15 protein-coding genes are annotated in these 18,013 nt (G+C 58.7%); 9 read left to right on the top strand and 6 right to left on the bottom strand.

Going from position 1 to position 18,013, the window contains the following annotated elements:
* Positions 1-21: 21 nt before the first annotated feature.
* From RX972_RS02390 to RX972_RS02380, 3 genes are read right to left on the bottom strand one after another with little or no spacing between them, the layout of a single operon-like run.
* On the bottom strand, positions 22-1,053 hold the full coding sequence (locus RX972_RS02390; RefSeq protein ID WP_099271327.1) for a Zn-dependent oxidoreductase: 1,032 nt from the start codon (positions 1,051-1,053) through the stop codon (positions 22-24).
* A 60-nt stretch (positions 1,054-1,113) separates the two neighbouring features.
* Positions 1,114-2,325 (bottom strand): D-mannonate dehydratase ManD, encoded by a 1,212-nt coding sequence (manD, locus tag RX972_RS02385; protein ID WP_027901233.1) that lies wholly within the window; start codon positions 2,323-2,325, stop codon positions 1,114-1,116.
* On the bottom strand, positions 2,325-3,332 hold the full coding sequence (locus tag RX972_RS02380) for a sugar kinase (protein WP_316872435.1): 1,008 nt from the start codon (positions 3,330-3,332) through the stop codon (positions 2,325-2,327). The genes manD and RX972_RS02380 overlap by 1 nt, the downstream gene beginning before the upstream one ends.
* A gap of 150 nt (positions 3,333-3,482) precedes the next feature.
* Between RX972_RS02380 and kdgR the strand changes: the two genes are divergently transcribed.
* Positions 3,483-4,262, top strand: a complete 780-nt coding sequence (gene kdgR / locus RX972_RS02375) for a DNA-binding transcriptional regulator KdgR (RefSeq protein WP_027901231.1) — start codon at positions 3,483-3,485, stop codon at positions 4,260-4,262.
* Between the two features lie 11 nt (positions 4,263-4,273).
* Here kdgR and RX972_RS02370 read toward each other — a convergent pair whose 3' ends face one another.
* Complete coding sequence (locus RX972_RS02370) at positions 4,274-5,239, bottom strand: LysR family transcriptional regulator (protein WP_316872434.1); 966 nt, start codon at positions 5,237-5,239, stop codon at positions 4,274-4,276.
* A 152-nt stretch (positions 5,240-5,391) separates the two neighbouring features.
* Between RX972_RS02370 and RX972_RS02365 the strand changes: the two genes are divergently transcribed.
* From RX972_RS02365 to RX972_RS02350, 4 genes are read left to right on the top strand one after another with little or no spacing between them, the layout of a single operon-like run.
* Complete coding sequence (locus RX972_RS02365) at positions 5,392-6,702, top strand: MFS transporter (RefSeq protein WP_231678156.1); 1,311 nt, start codon at positions 5,392-5,394, stop codon at positions 6,700-6,702.
* On the top strand, positions 6,699-7,454 hold the full coding sequence (locus tag RX972_RS02360) for a class II aldolase/adducin family protein (protein WP_122706770.1): 756 nt from the start codon (positions 6,699-6,701) through the stop codon (positions 7,452-7,454). Before RX972_RS02365 ends, RX972_RS02360 begins: the two co-directional genes overlap by 4 nt.
* On the top strand, positions 7,451-8,380 hold the full coding sequence (locus RX972_RS02355) for a glyoxylate/hydroxypyruvate reductase A (RefSeq protein WP_316872433.1): 930 nt from the start codon (positions 7,451-7,453) through the stop codon (positions 8,378-8,380). The genes RX972_RS02360 and RX972_RS02355 overlap by 4 nt, the downstream gene beginning before the upstream one ends.
* Positions 8,381-8,403: 23 nt before the next feature.
* Positions 8,404-9,633 (top strand): Zn-dependent hydrolase, encoded by a 1,230-nt coding sequence (locus tag RX972_RS02350; RefSeq protein WP_316872432.1) that lies wholly within the window; start codon positions 8,404-8,406, stop codon positions 9,631-9,633.
* Between the two features lie 298 nt (positions 9,634-9,931).
* On the opposite strand, the gene RX972_RS02345 is transcribed toward RX972_RS02350, so the two are convergent.
* Positions 9,932-10,942 (bottom strand): GlxA family transcriptional regulator, encoded by a 1,011-nt coding sequence (locus RX972_RS02345; RefSeq protein WP_316872431.1) that lies wholly within the window; start codon positions 10,940-10,942, stop codon positions 9,932-9,934.
* Positions 10,939-11,889, bottom strand: coding sequence for a LysR family transcriptional regulator (locus tag RX972_RS02340; RefSeq protein ID WP_316872430.1), 951 nt, complete (start codon positions 11,887-11,889; stop codon positions 10,939-10,941). The genes RX972_RS02345 and RX972_RS02340 overlap by 4 nt, the downstream gene beginning before the upstream one ends.
* Before the next feature lie 549 nt (positions 11,890-12,438).
* On the opposite strand from RX972_RS02340, the gene RX972_RS02335 reads away from it, so the two are divergent.
* The 4 genes from RX972_RS02335 (at position 12,439) to RX972_RS02320 (ending at position 17,945) form a co-directional block, all read left to right on the top strand.
* On the top strand, positions 12,439-14,802 hold the full coding sequence (locus RX972_RS02335; protein WP_316872429.1) for a TonB-dependent receptor: 2,364 nt from the start codon (positions 12,439-12,441) through the stop codon (positions 14,800-14,802).
* 17 nt (positions 14,803-14,819) lie between these two features.
* Complete coding sequence (locus RX972_RS02330; protein ID WP_231677717.1) at positions 14,820-15,857, top strand: FecCD family ABC transporter permease; 1,038 nt, start codon at positions 14,820-14,822, stop codon at positions 15,855-15,857.
* Entirely contained in the window at positions 15,854-16,636 is a 783-nt protein-coding gene (locus RX972_RS02325) for an ABC transporter ATP-binding protein (protein WP_316872428.1), read from the top strand. Before RX972_RS02330 ends, RX972_RS02325 begins: the two co-directional genes overlap by 4 nt.
* 202 nt (positions 16,637-16,838) lie before the next feature.
* A complete protein-coding gene (locus tag RX972_RS02320) occupies positions 16,839-17,945 on the top strand; it encodes an ABC transporter substrate-binding protein (protein ID WP_316872427.1) in 1,107 nt (368 codons plus the stop codon).
* Positions 17,946-18,013 lie beyond the last annotated feature (68 nt).

Here is an 18,013-nt window from a genome sequence, read left to right as displayed (position 1 = left end):
GGCACTCGTATCTACATCGGACTAGTGACGCGCTTCACCCAACTGCACCAGCACCTTGCGGGTCTGTTCAGGGTGGTTTTCGATCAGGTCGATGGCTGCTGGCATCTCGTCGAAAGACACTTGATGGCTGACCAGCTCCTGAACCTGCAATTTGCCGCTGGCAATCAGCTCGATCACCTTGGGAAACTTGCGGTTGTTCAGGCGTGAGCCCACCAGCGTCAGCTCCTTCTTGATCATCTCCAGTTGCACCAGATCACTCGGTGTAGCATTGAAGCCCAGCAAGCCGATACGCCCGGCTGGTGAGGCCAGGCGGACCATTTGCGGCATCAAGGACGGAATGCACGCAGCGTCGACAATCAGCGGCACGCCTTCGCCGTGGGTCAACTCACGCATCGTGGCTTCGACATCGACAGCCTGACCGTTGAGGGTACGGCTGGCGCCCAGGGCTTTGGCGGTTTCCAGACGCGCATCAATTACGTCGGTGACAGTAATGTCGGTCAAACCCAGCGCCCGGGCCATCTGCACCAGAGTCAGGCCAATCACGCCAGCCCCATAGATCAGCAGACTGTCTCCCGGATGCACGTGCATGCGATCCAGCACGTTGAGCGCGATGGAGTAAGGCTCCACCAGCGCCGCGTGACTCAGGGACATCGAGTCAGGAAGACGATGGGCGTTGCTGGCCGGAACGCAGACCTGCTCGCTGAAACCACCGTCGCGGTGCACGCCAATCACTTGCAGTTTGGTGCAGACGTTGGGGCGATTGATCCGGCACGGGTAGCACGTGCCGCAGCTGATTACCGGGTCGATACACACGCGGTCGCCAGCCTTGAGGTGTTCGACGCCCTCACCCACTTCGCGCACCACGCCAGAGAACTCATGGCCGGTTACTCGAGGGAAACGCACGAAAGCGTTCTGGCCGTGGATGATGTGCATGTCCGAGCCGCAGATACCGGCGTAGGCCACGTCCACCTTGACTTCGCCGGGTGCGATTTGCGGCACCTCGACCTGGGCCAGGCCGAACTCAAAAGGTGCTCTTACTTGAAAGGCTTTCATCGGGTAACTCCTGTCAGGGCGGCCGCCGCCTGATGTTCTTGTTGTGATGATTTGATTGTCTTACCAGTGCCAGAGCGTGCCGTCTTCCAGGCGATTGACCGGCAGGCTGGCGCGTTTGTACGGATATTTCGCTGCGAGGGTTTCGTCGATGTCGACGCCATGGCCCGGGGTTTCGCCTGGGGTGAAATGGCCGTCTTCAAAGCGATAGGCATGAGGAAAGACTTCGTCGATGCGTTCGTCATGAGGCATGTGCTCCTGAATGCCGAAGTTGGGCACCCAGGTATCGAAATGCAGGGCAGCGCCCATGCACACCGGCGACAGGTCGGTGGCGCCGTGAAAGCCGGTCCGCACCTGAAACAGCGCAGCAAAATCGGCAATCCGTCGCACATGGGTAATGCCACCTGCGTGAACCAGGGTGGCACGGATATAGTCGATCAACTGCTCCTGAATCAGCTCGCGGCAGTCATGAATCGAGTTGAAGACCTCACCCACCGCCAGTGGCGTGGTCGTGTGCTGACGGATCAGACGAAAAGCCTCCTGATTTTCAGCCGGGGTGCAGTCCTCCAGCCAGAAAAGGTTGTACGGCTCTACGGATTTGCCCAGGCGCCCCGCTTCTATCGGCGTGAGGCGATGGTGAACGTCATGGAGAATGTGCAGGTCATCACCAAAACGCTCACGAACGGCCGCAAACAGTTTGGGCACATAGTTGAGGTACTTGGCGGTGTCCCACATATGTTCGGCAGGCAGGTCGCTGTCGGCGGGTTCATAGCGTTCACCACTGCGCTTGGCCACGCCATAAGTGGTGGCGATGCCGGGAATCCCGCATTGCACACGCACCGCCTTGTAACCCAGTTCGACATGGCGAGCGACTTCGTCCAGGCAACCTTCGATGTCTTTACCCGTGGCATGCCCGTAGACCATCACCCGCTCGCGGCTCTTGCCACCCAGCAACTGATACAGCGGCATGTTGGCGGCCTTGGCCTTGATATCCCACAGCGCGATGTCCACTGCGGCAATCGCGGTCATGGTCACCGGACCACGGCGCCAGTAAGCCCCGCGATACAGGTATTGCCAGATGTCTTCGATCCGATGGGCGTCGCGCCCGATCAGCGCGGGCAGCACGTGCTCTTCAAGGTAGGCGACCACCGCCAGTTCACGGCCATTCAGGGTCGCATCGCCGATACCGTAAATGCCGGCATCGGTGACGATCTTAAGAGTGATCAGGTTGCGACCCGGACAGGTAACGATCACGCGAGCTTCAATGATTTTCATCAGTTGCGGGCCTCTGCGGCAAAAGAAAATGTAGGCATATCCAGCCTGGGCATGGCGGCGCTGGGGATCAGTGCTCCCCGATGCTGAACCACTTGGGCGGCCAGTCGGTGCCCCCACTGAGCGGCGAGATAAGGCTCGCCGCCTTGTAAGCGACAGGAGAGATACCCGGCGCTGAACGAGTCGCCTGCCGCCGTGGTGTCGACGATGTTGCTGACGGTTTCGGCGGGCACTTCGAAGCGGTCGCCGTCGCAGTCGATCAGGCATGACGCCGCGCCTCGCTTGAGTACCACTTCGCCCACACCGAAGTGTGCGTAAGCACGGAACAAGGCCTCGACGTCTGGGTAACCAAACAGGGCTTCGTCGTCATCCCAGGTGATCAGGGCCAGATCAGTCAGGCGCAGAATCTCGCTATAGGCCTGCCGCGCAGCGTTGGTATCGGGCCACAGGTGGGGACGGAAGTTGTTATCGAAGACGATCCGGGTGCCGGATTGGCGGGCTTGAGCTACAGCCTTCAACAGGCGTGCGCGGCCATCGGGCGTGAGGATCGCCAGGCTGATGCCGCTCAGATAGAGGTAGTCGTAATCGGCCAGAGCCATCAGCATGGTGTCTGCTTCAGGCCCGTCGAACATGCGCCGCGCTGCGGCCTGACCACGCCAATACACGAAGCGTCGTTCACCACGAGTATCGGTCTGGATAACGTAGAGGCCCGGCAATGCGTCCTTGATCACTCGCACGTGCTGGTTGCCGACGCCTTCGTCACACCACAACTGGCGCATGGCATCGCTGAAGCTGTCCGCGCCAATGGCGGTAACGTATTCCACGGCGATGTGCGCAGCTGAATTCAATCGGGCCAGATAAACGGCCGTGTTGAGCGTGTCGCCCCCAAACGTCTGACTGAAGTCTGAGGCTGACTCGGCTCTCATCTCAATCATGCACTCACCCACCATCGCGACTTTGACGGGTTTGTGTGAAACGGATTGCGGCTGTTGTCTTGAAATCACTTTCATCATTACGCGCCTTATTATTTTTAAAACGGCGTTTCACTTGCAAGTTGTAGCGGAGTTTCGATCAGATTTTTCACCTCGTCAAGCAAAATGAAACAGCGTTTTGACTCGCCAGCGTATATCCTTGGGTTTTCCGTTCCCGTTGGAGCCTTCATGGACAACAGCACTCTCCAGAACAATGAACTGGTCTCCGCAGTGGGCCGGACCATGGCGGTACTAGAGGCATTGGCAGAACATCCCGAGGAAAGCGGCGTATCGGAAATCGCGCAGAAACTGGACATGTCCAAAAGCACGGTTTACCGCTTTTTGCAGTCGCTCAAGGCTCGTGGCTATGTCGTGCAGGATGCCGAAGAACGCTACCGGCTCAGCGTTCGGCTGTTTGAACTGGGCGCGCAAGCCCTGCCTCATCTGGACATCGTCCGCGAGGCTGAACCGGGCATGCGCCGTATCAATGAACTGACCGGCGAGACCGTGCATCTGGGGATTCTCGACGAAGGCAGCATCGTCTACGTGCACAAGATCGATTCCAAATACAACCTACGTATGTACTCGCGTATCGGTCGACGCGCACCGCTGTATTGCACAGGGATCGGCAAAGTGTTGATGGCGTGGCTTGAGCAACCGGAGCTGCTGGCACACTTGCAGGAAGAGAGCTTCGAGCGTCGCACGGCCAATACCCTGACCACAGTCGATGCTTATTTGCAGGAACTGCAGGTGGTTCGCGAACAGGGTTATGCCGAAGACCATGAAGAGTTTGAAGACAACATGCGCTGTCTGGCGGCGCCGATTCGCGACCGTTTTGGGCATGTGATCGGCGGCATGAGCGTGTCATTTCCCTGCTTCCGCTTTCGAGAAGAGCTCAAGCAGGACTACGTCAAGCAACTGGTGGAAGCCACGCAACGCATTTCCAGCCAATTAGGCTGGCACGCGTAACTACCTGCTGATCAAAGCGCTCCTTCAATGACCTGCCGAAACGACTCGATAAAAACCGTTTCGGCGCGGTTCATCCTTTGATCGCGGTTCCACATCAAAAACATATCGACATCGACCACGCCGTCAGCCGGTGGTAAACGCCAGATCAGCCCGTTGTGCAAATCGTTGTCCACCAGATGTTCAGGCAAACAACCGATGCCATATCCGGCGATGATCAACCGGCGAATCTCTTCAAAGCTGGGCGATGATGCGACGATTTTTCCGGTGAACCCCTGCTGATCGCGGAACACCGTCAGCGGTGAGAGATTGCCGCCCAACTGGTCGCTGGTGAAGCTGACAAAGTTCTCGCCCTGTAACGCATCCAGTGCCAGTCCGCGTTTGCCGAACAGCCGGTGTCGTTTGCCACAGAAGAATGCATAGCGCTGGCGCATCAACAGCACTCGCTCCAGTTTTGCCTGGGGAAAGCGGCACAGGCCGATGCCGAGGCTGGCGGTTTTCTGGTTCAGCGAGCTCTGAATATCCGAACTGCGCATGACTTCAAGTTCCAGCTCGACACGCGGATGCAGCAGGTGGAAGTCCGCAAGAAAGTCGTCATAGAGCGGTGACTGCACATGACTGATGGACAGCACACGCACTTTGCCAACGACTTCTTCCTCGGCACCCTCAACCGCCGTGCCCAGACGGGACACATTGCCATACATCTCCTGGGCAATGCCAAATACCTCTTCCCCGGCCTGCGTCAGGTCGAAGCGCGGCCCCTTGCGCACAATCAACGCGCAATCGAGCTGTTCCTCAAGCCGTTTGAGCGACTGGCTGACCGCTGATTGCGTGACGAAAAGCCTGGCTGCCGCACGGCTGATACTGCGTTCCTGACCGATAGCCAGGTAAGTGCGCAGCAGGTTCCAGTCCAGTCGATCATTGAGAAAACGCCGACCTTGCCACCTGCCTTGTGCTTCGACCGATTCGTCGTTGTTCATCAACACACCATTAGTAGCCTGACTAATACATAAAATAAGTATTAGCAAATTGATTAATTATAGGCAGCGAGCGATAAAGCAGGGAAGCGCCACAGAGCGCTATGTGAACAGCCTCAATCCCTGCCATAACGCCAATACTAAAAGGGCCTTGCATGCGAACCTCGTCCAACCAGCCTCGTCGCGCGGCTGCCGCGGCATTCATCGGCACCACCATCGAGTTTTACGACTTCTACATCTACGCCACAGCCGCCGCGCTGATCCTCGGCCAGGTTTTCTTCCCCAGCGATACGCCAGGCCTGAGCACCCTCGCCGCCTTTGGCACCTTCGCGGTCGGCTTCATCGCACGGCCCATGGCCGGGATGGTGTTCGGTCACCTGGGAGATCGGCTTGGGCGTAAAAAGATGTTGCTGTTCACCATGCTGCTGATGGGGTTGGCGACCACGGGAATAGGCTTGCTGCCGAGCTACGCCAGCGCCGGCATCTGGGCACCCATTGGTCTGGTGGCGCTGCGCATCGTGCAAGGCATTTCGGTTGGTGGCGAATGGGGCGGCGCAGTACTGATGGCCAGCGAACATGCGCCTAAGGGCCGTAAGATGTTCTATGCCTCCTTTGCGCAACTGGGCAGCCCTGCAGGCTTGCTGCTGGCGTTGATTGCGTTTCGACTGGTTACGTCTCTGGAGCCTGCTGAATTTGCCGACTGGGGCTGGCGTTTGCCGTTCCTCGCCAGCGGCGTCTTGATGCTGATTGGCCTGGCGATCCGCTTTGGCGTTGAAGAGTCACCGGAATTCAAAGAAGTCGCGGAGAAAGGCGAAACCGCCAAGTACCCGGTGCTGGACGTGCTGCGGACCTGCTGGCGGCAGATTTTCTTCGCCGCCTGTGCGGTGACCATCGGCTCGGCGGGCTTCTTTTTCACCAATACCTTCATGATCACTTACGTGACCCAGTATCAGGGCATCTCCCGGGCGACCATTCTGGATTGCCTGTTTATCGTGACCGTCCTGCAATTCATTTCCCAGCCCATCAGCGCGTTGCTGGCCGAGCGTATCGGCGAAGGCCGGTTCCTGATGCTGACCGCCCTGCTCTCGATGTTCATGCCGTACCCGATGTTTCTGCTGGTCGGCACCCAGAACCTGGCGTTGATGACCCTGGGCATCGCCATGGCTGTGATCACCTTGTCAGCGCTTTACGCAGTGATTGCCGGTTACATGGCTCAGGCATTCCCGGCGCATCTGCGTTACAGCGGGATCTCTATCGCTTACCAACTGATCTGTGCGATTGCCGGTGGCAGCACGCCCATCATCGGCACGTTGCTGGCCACTCACTACGCCGGGCAATGGCTGCCTCTGGCGATTTTCTTCAGCGTGCTGGCAGGCATTTCGCTGTTTGGCGTCTGTGGTCTGGCGCGTCTGCGCGGTGACGACAGCACCACACAACAGTCAGCGTTCAACAAGGAGCTTTCATGAATACCCCGGATTCTATCGACGCTGTGGAATGGCAGGCCCGCTGTGAACTGGCCGCGCTGTATCGGCTGGTGGCGCACTTCCGCATGACTGATTTGATCGACACGCACATCAGCCTGCGCATCCCTGGTCCCGAACATCACTTCCTGATCAACCGCTACGGGGTGATCTTCGACCGGATGAAAGCCAGTGATCTGGTGCGGATCGATCAGCATGGCCAGGTGGTCAATGGCGACGTGGAAAACAGCCGGGTAAATGCAGCAGGTTTCGTTGTCCACTCCGCGATCCACATGGCTCGGGAAGACCTGAACTGCGTGATCCATACCCATACCGCAGCCGGTATGGCAGTCGCCGCGCAAGAACACGGCCTGTTGCCGATCACTCAGCATGCGCTGAAGTTCTACGGCAAGCTGGGTTATCACACCTATGAGGGCATCGCCCTTTCGCTGGAAGAACGTGAACGCCTGGTGGCGGATCTTGGCCCCCATAAGGCGATGATCCTGCGCAATCACGGCTTGTTGGCGGGCGGTGGCAGCGTGGCCCAGGCGTTCCATGAAATCCATTTTCTGGAGCGGGCGTGTCAGGCACAGGTTCAAGCACTGTCCGGGAACAGTAAACTCGTGCAACCCAGCGAGGAAGTATGCCGTTTGACCGCCCAACAGTTTGATCGCGATGAAGCCGCAGAGATCATTCAGTTGAGCTGGAACGCCGCGCTTACCCTGATCGAAGACCAACGCGAGTCCTACTGCTCATGACCACCGTCGTCCTGTTGACCAATGACACCGTTCTGAACAGCGAACTGCAAATCGCTTTCGCCCGTAACGCGCCTGAACTCAAGGTGGTATTGCCTGATGACCCGGCCGCCTCCGAGGCGCAAATCGCGGCCTGCTGGTATCCACCGGCGGGCAGCATGGCAAGCCTGCCCAACCTGCAACTGGTGCATTCGGTGGCCGCCGGGGTCGATCATTTGCGTACGGATCCAAGCCGAGCGGACCTTCCCGCCTGCCGCGTGGTGGACCCGGACCATCGGCGAGGGATGACCGAATACGTGCGCTGGGCGGTGCTGCATTTTCACCGTGATTTTGATCGCGTGGCCGCACAGCAGCGTCAAAGCGCGTGGCAGCGTCACCCACAACGTCCTGCCGGGCAGTTCAGAGTGGGCGTCATGGGCCTGGGTTCACTGGGTGCGGCAATCGCCAGTGATCTGGCCGGTGCTGGCTATGCGGTGAGTGGCTGGGCACGTAGCCCGCGAGAAATTCCCGGAGTGATCTGTCATCACGGTGACGAGCAGTTCGATGGGTTCCTCGACGGCCTGGACATGCTGGTCAACCTGCTGCCCCTGACCGACGCCACCCGAGGCATTCTGTGTAGCAAGACCTTTGCCGCCCTGGCTCCCGGCGCGGTAGTGGTGAATGCCGGACGCGGGCAGCACCTGGTCGTCGATGACCTGCAACAGGGCCTAGCCAGCGGGCATTTGCGCGGCGCGGTGCTGGATGTATTCGATCAGGAACCGCTGCCGGTGGACGATCGTTTGTGGCAGATGCCGGGGGTGATCATCACTCCGCACATGGCCTCCGCCGCCTCCGACGATTGCATTGCACTGCAGGTCGCGGAAAACGCCCGCCGACTGCTCAATGGCGAACCCCTGAATAATCTGGTGGACCCAACGCTGGGCTACTGAAGCGACACGCAAGAGGTTGAGCGATGAATGTAATTGAATCCAACGGCGATCGCCTCTGGGCCAGCCTGATGGACATGGCCCAAATCGGTGCCACCGCCAAGGGCGGCAACTGCCGTCTGGCCCTGTCTGAGGAGGACAAAGCAGGCCGTGAGCTGTTCATGAGCTGGTGTCGGGAAGCAGGCATGACCCTTAGCTTCGATGCAATCGGCAACCTGTTCGCCCGCCGTGCCGGGCTAAACGAAAAGCTTGAGCCGATCGTGATGGGCAGCCATCTCGACACTCAGCCCAAAGGTGGTCGCTTCGATGGCATCTACGGGGTCCTGGCCGGGCTGGAAGTGGTTCGCTGCCTGAACGAGCAAGGCATCCAGAGCCCGCGGCCTATTGAGATCGCGGTGTGGACCAACGAAGAAGGCGCGCGCTTCACGCCAGCCATGTTCGGCTCTGCAGTATTCACCGGCACTCTGGCACTCCAGACAGCGCTGGATGCATGCGATGCCGACGGTATCAGCGTCGCTCAGGCGCTGGACGCCACCGGGCACGTGGGTGAGCAACCCTTCAAGCGTCCTTTCGATTCGTATTTCGAAGCGCACATCGAGCAGGGGCCGATCCTTGAAGACAACGGCATTCCGGTGGGTGTGGTGACGGGCGGTCAGGCCATTTGCTGGCTCGACGTGCAGGTCAAAGGCCAGAGCGCCCACGCCGGGACCACACCGATGAAACTGCGCAAGGACGCTTTGTTTGGCGTGGCGCAAATGGCTGCGAAACTTGAAGCCCTGGCTGAAGAGTTCGCGCCCAAGGGACTGGTCACGATTGGCCAGTTGAGCATCGCCAAATCATCGCGCAACACCATTGCCGGCAGCGTGAACTTCACGGTGGATTTGCGTCACCACGAAGACGGGCAGATTGCGCTGATGGAGGAGCTGGTCCGACAGCGTTTTCAGCAGGTAGCGGACGTCCGCGGATTGACCCTGGACATACAGCGCCACTGGCTAAGCCCGGCCACCCCGTTCGACAAGGATTGCGTCGCGGCGGTACGCCGTGCCGTCGAAGCGCTAGGTTATCCGCATCAGGACATCGTCAGCGGCGCAGGTCACGACGCCATCCTGCTAGCCCGACACTGCCCAACCACGATGGTGTTCATCCCCTGTGTTGACGGGCTGAGCCACAACGAAGCCGAGGACGTTTTCCCTGAAGATGCCCGCATGGGCTGCGATGTGCTGCTGAATGCCATCGTTGAGCGGATTCAGCGTTAGCTCAGCCTTCAGCCGCCCGCAGCACCTGTCGGAGCGGTGGGAGCGAGTTCATTCGGGAAGGCGGTATTTCAGGACATACATGTGCTGTGGATGTACTGGCCCTTTCGCGAATGAATTCGCTCCCACGGGATTGGGTTTGCATGGCGGTGACGTTTGCTGACCATCGCAAGCATCACGAATACCCTGTGGGACCGAATTCATTCGGGAAGGCGGTATTTCAGGCCATACATGTGCTGCGGATGTACAGGCCCTTTCGTGAACAAGTTCACTCCTACCAAAACTGTGTTCATGGAAGACACTAACGAACCAGCCGCTTCTCTTTTGACGGCCGGTAACCGAAGAACGCGCTGTAGCACTTGCTGAAATGACTGGGCGAGACGAATCCGCAGGCGACCAGCACCTCAACCTGGGACATCTCGGTATGCTGCAACAAACGCCTGGCTTCGGTGATGCGCAATTCCAGGTAATAGCGCTGCGGCGTGGTGCCCAGCTGTTCCCGGAACAAGCGTTCGACCTGACGACGGGAGCGACCGGAGTACTTCACCAGTTGCTCCATTTCCAGTGGTTCTTCGAGGTTGGCGTCCATCAGCTTCACCACCTCACGCAATGGCGCGCTGACCGATAGATGCGCAGAGTTCTTGATACGCCGATAACGTGACTCTTCAAAAGACAGAATGTCCTCGATGCCTTCGACCAGCGCTTTGTCATGCAGGGTCTTGATCCACTCCAACGCCATGTGGAAAGCCCCCGACGGGCTTGCGGCGGTCAGACGATCCCGGTCCACCACGAACGGCTCGCTGGTGACATGGGTAATCTTGCAGATTTCAGCCAGCGCGGGACGGTGTTCCGGGTGGATCGCGCAACGGTAGCTGTCGAGTAAACCCGCAACACCCAGAAACCACGCACCATTCCACAACCCCGCCAGCGCCGTACCCTGCTCTGCCGCCGTATTCAGTAATGCTGTCAGCTCGGGATAATGCTTGAGTTCGGTCCGGTAGCCGCCGCAGACAACCAGCAAGTCCAGACCGTTTATCCCGGCAGCTGTCATCTGCAGATCAGGTCGAATGACCAGCCCCAGATCACTGACCACTTCGCCCTCCTGCAAGCCAAAGGTACAGGTCGCGAACAAGCCGGGACGCAGCAGATTTGCGGTAATGATGGTGTCCAGCGCCTGGGTGAATGCAGGAAGCGAGAAATGTTCGAGCAGCAAAAATCCGGCTTTTGCCTGACGGGAAGCTGTTGACTCATCTCCAAGATAGCGAAGATTCTTGCCCTTCATGCCACCGCTGAATTGACGTCGCTCAGTCATGTCGTGCGGTTCTCCGCGTCATCAATCTCGTATCGATCGGCGACCGGGCCGTGTTGCGCCATCAGGTCTGCAACCCAGTCGATGAATACCCGTACTTTAATGCTGATGTGCCGGTTCGGCGGAAACGCCACATACAGAGGCATGGGTTCCATTCGCCAGCTTTTGAACAACGGGACCAATTCACCGCTTGCCACGTGTTGTTTTGCCATATAGTCCGGTAGCCAGAGCACGCCCATGCCTGCCAGTCCTGCCGCAAGATACGCATTGCCGTCGTCCACCGCCAACACGTAACGGCCATTAATCGTCAGACGTTCGGTGCCGTTGTGCATGGCATAGGGTAAGGCTTTACCTGTGCGCGCCCACAGGAAACCGATGATCCGGTGCTCAGACTCTTCAAGCTCGCGAGGGTGAACTGGAGTGCCGAGACGCTGCAGATAAGCTGGCGCCGCGTACACTCCAAGCTGCAAATCACCCACCCGGCGAGCCATGAGTGACAGGTCGCTGAGTTCACCGCCGCGGACCACGCAATCGACATTCTCGCCAATCAGATCGACCTTGCGATCACTGACGCCCATATCGATCTGAATATCCGGGTATCTGGCATGGAAACCGGGCAGTGCCGGCATCAGGATCATTCTGGCCAGCGGGCTGGGTACATCCACTCGCAACCGACCTCGGGGCAATGACGCTGCGCTGGAGAGACTTGTCTCTGCGTCATCCAGGTCCGCCAGCAGCCGTACCACGCGTTCGTAGTACACCGCGCCGTCAGCAGTGACATTGACCTTGCGCGTAGTGCGGTTAAGCAGTTTGACCCGCAGCCTGGCTTCCAGTTGTTGAACCAGTTGGGTCACCGTGGTCTTGCTCATGTGCAGCGTGTCAGCCGCCCTGGTAAAGCTCCCCGCTTCAACGACCCGGGCGAATGCCAGCATTGCATCAAAACGGTCCATTCCTGCCCCGCTATCAGAAGGATTGTTTGGAGATCACAAACAGTAGCGGCTAAGGTTGCGCGTTAATCGGGTGGGCGCAAGTGCCTGGGGTTTGTTTTTGTCGACTAATTATCCTGAATGAATGAGATCCTTGTGGGAGATTCTATGTTCGCCTACAAGCGTTGATCCCGGTGGGAGCGAATTCATTCGCGAAGAGGCCGGTGAATGCGCAGCCTTTGTATCGACAAAAATACCGCCTTCCCGAATGAATTCGGTCCCACCGGTCCTGCATGAGCTCGAGATGTTACCAACTTGGGAGCGAGGCTTGCCCGCGATACGGGCGCTTCGGTCCGTCAGGCACACCGCGTTATCGTTCTTCGCGGGCAAGCCTCACTCCCACAGAAAGCCGTGTTTGCAACGCTACAGCGCGGTGTCATGGGGACACCTGCACTGTCAGTTATTTTGTTTTTTTTCGCCCGTCCTTGAAAAAAATCCCGAAGGGCTACGTCTTTGATCATCTGTTTGAGAATTTTTCGCAAACGTAATCAAGACGTATGAAGGATCGTATTGATGCCGCGCTTACCTGCATTGCCGTCTCTTGCCCTGCTCATCATGCTGCCGATGGGCAACGGTTGGGCTGCCGAAGCTTCTGAACGTCCGGGTACTGCCCGTTACAGCATGAGCGCACAACCGCTGGCTTCGGCGCTGGCGCAATTCGCCAGACAGAACCGGTTACAGCTGAGTTTTGACGCCGCACTGGCGACCGGCAAAACCGCACCAGCAGTCAACGGCGAGCTTAGTGAGCGAGAAGCGTTGACCCGGTTGCTCAGGGATTCAGGTTTGGGCTGGTCGCTGACTGAAGACCGCACTCTTCTGCTGTTTGCGCAGCCTGCCAGCGGCTCAATCAACCTTGCGCCGTCGACCATTACCTCCAACCGTTATATCGAACATGCGAACGGCCCGGTGCAGGGCTATCGCGCAACCCGCAGCGCCACCGGGACCAAGACGGACACCGCCCTGCGCGACGTTCCGCAATCCATTCAGGTGGTCTCCCGCCAGGTGCTTGAAGACCAGCAGGTCAATAACCTCGGCGATGCCCTGACCAACGTCAGCAGCGTGCAACGTGGCAACAGCCATGGCGGTTCTTCCGAAAGCTTCATCATCCGCGGGTTCAAAGCCACCACTTATGCGGTGGATGGCATGTTGATCAACCCCTTGGTGTCGCGTCCGGAAGCGTTGCGCGATCTGGCCAACGTCGAGCGGGTCGAAGTCCTCAAGGGGCCCGCGTCGGTGCTCTATGGCCGTGGCAATCCGGGTGGGCTGATCAACCTGGTGACCCGCCAGCCGAGCTTCACCCCGGAAGCCGAGGTCAAGGCGCAGGCAGGTTCTTATGACTTCTATCGGCTTGAAGCCAACGCCAGCGGCCCTCTGGACGAAGCCAAAACCCTGGCTGGGCGCATGACAGTCGCAACCCAGACCGAACGCGGTTTTCGCGACACCTTCCGCGACAGCAAACGCATCTACGTTGCCCCGACCCTGCGCTGGGAACCCAGCGATGTCACGCGTGTGGATGCGGGCTTGGAATACATCGACCAGACCAGCCCTTTTGATCGCGGGCTAATCCCGGTCAACGGCAAGATCAACATGAATGCCGATCGCTATCTGCATGAACCCTGGTCGCGGGACAAGGCGGACAAGGTGTCGGTCTGGTATCGCGCCGAGCACGATGTAAATGACTGGCTGACCCTGCGCCAGATGACCCGCTGGGATCAGTCCCACAAGAATCGTTATGTGGTGGATTTGCGCGGACTGGAGGACGACAACCGCACCCTTGCTCGTCGTGCAACCGATGGCGACGAGCGCATCAAGACTCTGGACATGCAGTTCGAAGCCATTGCCCGCTTCGCCACCGGTGGCCTGAAACACACAGCGCTGGCGGGCTTTGAGTACATCGACGGCAAGCGCAACGTGGCTACGGATCGAGCAACATTGGGTTCAATCGATATTTTCAATCCGGTTTATGGCGCCCGGCCCGGCGCGTTCTCGTTCAACGAGGAAACCGATTATCAACTGGAAGCTTACAGCTTCTATCTGCAGGATCAGATCGATCTGAGTGAACAGTGGAAGCTGATCGTGGGTGCACGCTATGACGATACGCGGCAGCGCAATACCACCACTGACGCGGACTTCGAAGTCACCAGGACTAACCTGAACCCGTCCAAAGTTTCACCCCGACTGGGCCTGGTGTATCAGCCCACTGACTGGCTGGCACTCTACGCCAGCTACAGCACTTCATTCACTCCGCAGAGTGACACCCAGCGCAACGGCAGCCCTCTGGACCCTGAGGAAGGTGAGCAGTATGAAGTTGGCGCCAAGTTTGACCTGATCCCTGACCGCCTCAGCGCCACATTGTCGGTATTCGAGATCACCCGGCAGAATGTGGCAGCAACCGATCCCACAGACGACAACTACTCGGTACAGACTGGCGAGCAGCGCGTGCGCGGGGCTGAACTCGATGTCAGCGGCACTCCTCTGGATGGCTGGGAAATCATCGGTAACGTCAGCGCACTGGACGCCAAAGTCACCAAGGACACGACAATCGAAACCGGCAACCGTCTGGACGGCGTACCGATCCTCAGCGGTTCGATCTGGTCCAGCTACCAGCTACAAGACGGCCCCATGAAAGGTCTCGGCTTCGGCGCGGGCGTCATCGCCGTGGGCGAACGTCAGGGCGATATCGACAACAGCTACGACGTGAGCGGCTACGCCAGGATCGACGCCAGCGTGTTCTACGACATCGACGAAAACATCCGGGTTTCACTCAAAGGCCGCAACCTGACGGATCGCAAATATATCGAAACCGCAGCCAATACCGACGGTAACTACGCGGGCGCACCCGCCTCGTTCATCGCCAGCGTGAGTGCGAAGTTTTGAGTCGTTCCCAACCTGCCCTGAACGCTGAAACACTGCAGGTCGCCTACAACAAAATCCTGCGTAAACGCCTGTGGATCTGTGGCGCTCTTGTGCTCGCGTTACTGGCGTGTCTGGTGGCGGACATCACGCTGGGCACTACCCGGTTCGCTGCCAGTGAAGTCTTGCTGGCAATATTCGATCCGGTCAGCGTTGATCCGGATACTCAGGTGATCGTCCGCGAATTGCGCCTGCCGTTCGCGCTGATGGCCGTGCTGGTGGGCGCGGCGCTTTCGTTGGCCGGGGCCGAGATGCAGACCATCCTCAATAACCCGCTGGCCAGTCCGTTTACCCTGGGCGTGTCATCGGCAGCATCCTTTGGCGCGGCGCTGGCCATTGTGCTGGATCTGGGAATTCCCGGCGTGCCCGGCAGTTGGCTGATTACCGCCAATGCGTTCATCTTCGCTTTTGCGTCGGTGCTGTTGTTACAGGCCGTCGCCAGCCTCACTGGCGGCGTGCAGTCGCTGGTGCTGTTTGGCATTGCGCTGGTGTTCAGCTTCAATGCCATGGTTGCGCTGCTGCAATACCTGGCCTCGGCAGATGCCTTGCAACAACTGGTGTTCTGGAGCATGGGCAGCCTGAGCCGCGCCAGTTGGCCTGCAGTGCAGACCCTGGCCGTGGTGTTTTTTCTGGTGTTGCCATTCAGCCTGCGCGCGTCGTGGCAGATGACTACGCTGCGACTGGGCGACGAGCGTGCCGAAACGCTGGGCATTGATGTTGCCCGGTTACGGTTAGGGGCGTTGCTGCGTATCAGTCTACTGGCCGCAACCGCGGTGGCATTCGTAGGGACCATCGGCTTTATCGGGCTGGTGGGGCCGCACATTGCCCGCATGCTGATTGGCGAAGATCACCGTTTCTTTCTGCCGGTCAGCGCCTTGATGGGCGCGTTGATCATGTCGCTGTCGGCCATTGTTAGCAAACAGCTGATTCCGGGCGTGGTACTGCCCATCGGCATCGTAACCGCCGTCGTCGGCGTACCGTTGTTCATGAGCCTGATTCTCAAGCGAGGCCGGACATGAGCCAGTTGACGGTACGTAATCTGACTGTTGGTTACAAACACAGCACGGTGCTGCATGGCATTGACCTGCCGGATATTGCGCCGGGTCAAGTCGTAGCGCTGGTGGGCCCTAACGGTGCAGGCAAATCGACTCTGCTGCGCAGCCTTGCCGGGCTATTGTCGGCGACGGGAGAGATTCGTCTGGGTGATCTCGATCTGCTGCGTTGCAAGCGTCGCGAACGCGCTGCTGTTCTGGGCTTCATGCCCCAGACCTTGCCCGATGGCATTGCCTTGAGCGTATTGGAAACCCTGCTCGGCGCCTTGCGCGGGGGCGACTCACTGGCCACAGTCGGCAGCGCCCGGGAACAACAAAACAAGGCCTGCGCCGTTCTTGAACAATTGGGCATCCTGCATCTGGCCCTGCAACCCCTGGACAGTCTGTCCGGTGGACAACGGCAAATGGTCAGCCTCGCTCAAGCGGTGATTCGCCAGCCACGTTTGTTGCTGCTCGACGAACCCACCAGTGCGCTGGATTTGCGCTATCAAAACGACGTGATGAGCATGGTCCGCCAACTGGCCGATCAAGGCCGGATCGTCGTGGTTGTCCTCCATGACCTAGGCCTGGCGGCGCGCTGGGCCGATCAGATCATGGTGCTTGAGCGTGGCCGCCTGAATGTCGCGGGCACACCCGAACATACCCTGACGCCGACCATGCTGGAGCAGGTCTATCGGATCCAGGCGCGGGTCGAGCGCTGCAGCCAGGGCCGGGTGCAAATTCATGTGGATGGGTCTGTGGCATGAAGCGCATATTGCAGCTCTCCCCAACAACGGACCCACTGGATGACGCGAAATCTGTGGGAGCTGGGCTTGCCCGCGATAAGTGCACCGCAGATATCAGGTATATCGTGTCCAGCCTTATCGCGGGCAAGACCAGCTCCCACAGGGGTATTGGGGGGTGTCAGTGACTTCGTGCGTTTTTTTAAGGGACGTGGCATTGAGGACATTGGGCCTACTGTTTTTACTCTGCTCTGCAGCTCAAGCCGCCAACTACCCTCTCACCATCATCGATCTCGCCGGGCGCAGCGTCACCCTATCCCATAGCCCGCAACGTATCGTGTTGCAGGACAGCAATACCCTTTTGTCGCTGGCCCTGCTGGAACGAGAAAACCCGCTGGCCCGGGTGATTGCCTGGGATAACAATCTCGCCAGTTCCGACCCTGGCCTGTGGAATGTGGTCAGCCAACGCTGGCCGCATGCTACGCAGATCAAGGACCTGGATTTCCCCGACACTGGCCAGCTGGACATTGAAAGCCTGTTGCGCACCCACCCGGACCTGATCATTGCCCGGCTCAGTGGTCAGGCAGCCATCGAAAACACGGTACTCAACAGCGTACTTGAGCGATTGGACATTCCGCTGATCTACGTCGACAACGAACTGGACCCATTAGTGAACGTGCCCCTTAGTCTGGAATTGCTGGGGCGTGTATTGGGTAAAGAAGACAACGCCGAAGCGTATTTACAGGTTTATCGTCGCCAACTGGCAGAGCTGCGCGAGAAAACAGCTGGTCTGCCAGCGCCCAAGGTGTTCGTCGAAGCCCGAGCCGGGCAAGCCGGATCTGGCGGCTGTTGCCACACTCAGGCCCGTGCCGGTTGGGGATTGCTGATCGAGGACATCGGTGCAATCAACCTTGGCTCCCGCTACCTGCGCAGCGAATCAGCCGATGTGGCGCTGGAAACCCTGATCCTGAGCAAACCCGACGTTTACTTGATGACGGGCACACAGCGTTTGCGCAACGGCGTCACCGCGATACCTTTTGGCTACGGTGCCAATACCGAACGGATCAACAGTGAAATGCAGCGTTTGATGTCCCGTCCCGGCTTTGCGGCCACTGCGAAGTCGCCAAAATCATGCGTACAGGGCCTCAATCACCAGTTTTACAACAGCGTTTTCAACATCGTCGGGGCACAATGGCTGGCGAAAATCTTCTGGCCAGAACAGTTCGCTGATCTGGACCCTGATGCAGAATATCGAACATTGATCCGCGAATTCACGTCGCTACCGGACCTGCCCTTTGTGTTTCATGAGCAGGTTTGTTTCGGTAGCCTTTGAATCTGAATTGAAAAATACCGTCTGTAGGTGCTCGTGAGCGCCTACAGGATCTGGATCAATTCAGAGGT

Origin of the sequence: Pseudomonas syringae group sp. J309-1 (assembly GCF_032582135.1) — a bacterium.
Classification (GTDB): Bacteria; Pseudomonadota; Gammaproteobacteria; order Pseudomonadales; family Pseudomonadaceae; genus Aquipseudomonas; species Aquipseudomonas quasicaspiana.
Note: the sequence above shows the minus strand (reverse complement) of the source record. Positions and strands in the feature narration are given on the sequence as shown.

Coding starts and splice junctions, on each gene's coding strand:
- kdgR (WP_027901231.1), top strand. CDS start 3,483: ATGGACAACAGCACTCTCCAGAACAATGAACTGGTCTCCGCAGTGGGC.
- manD (WP_027901233.1), bottom strand. CDS start 2,325: ATGAAAATCATTGAAGCTCGCGTGATCGTTACCTGTCCGGGTCGCAAC.
- RX972_RS02360 (WP_122706770.1), top strand. CDS start 6,699: ATGAATACCCCGGATTCTATCGACGCTGTGGAATGGCAGGCCCGCTGT.
- RX972_RS02365 (WP_231678156.1), top strand. CDS start 5,392: ATGCGAACCTCGTCCAACCAGCCTCGTCGCGCGGCTGCCGCGGCATTC.
- RX972_RS02345 (WP_316872431.1), bottom strand. CDS start 10,942: ATGACTGAGCGACGTCAATTCAGCGGTGGCATGAAGGGCAAGAATCTT.
- RX972_RS02335 (WP_316872429.1), top strand. CDS start 12,439: ATGCCGCGCTTACCTGCATTGCCGTCTCTTGCCCTGCTCATCATGCTG.
- RX972_RS02350 (WP_316872432.1), top strand. CDS start 8,404: ATGAATGTAATTGAATCCAACGGCGATCGCCTCTGGGCCAGCCTGATG.
- RX972_RS02390 (WP_099271327.1), bottom strand. CDS start 1,053: ATGAAAGCCTTTCAAGTAAGAGCACCTTTTGAGTTCGGCCTGGCCCAG.
- RX972_RS02355 (WP_316872433.1), top strand. CDS start 7,451: ATGACCACCGTCGTCCTGTTGACCAATGACACCGTTCTGAACAGCGAA.
- RX972_RS02340 (WP_316872430.1), bottom strand. CDS start 11,889: ATGGACCGTTTTGATGCAATGCTGGCATTCGCCCGGGTCGTTGAAGCG.
- RX972_RS02370 (WP_316872434.1), bottom strand. CDS start 5,239: ATGAACAACGACGAATCGGTCGAAGCACAAGGCAGGTGGCAAGGTCGG.
- RX972_RS02325 (WP_316872428.1), top strand. CDS start 15,854: ATGAGCCAGTTGACGGTACGTAATCTGACTGTTGGTTACAAACACAGC.
- RX972_RS02380 (WP_316872435.1), bottom strand. CDS start 3,332: ATGAAAGTGATTTCAAGACAACAGCCGCAATCCGTTTCACACAAACCC.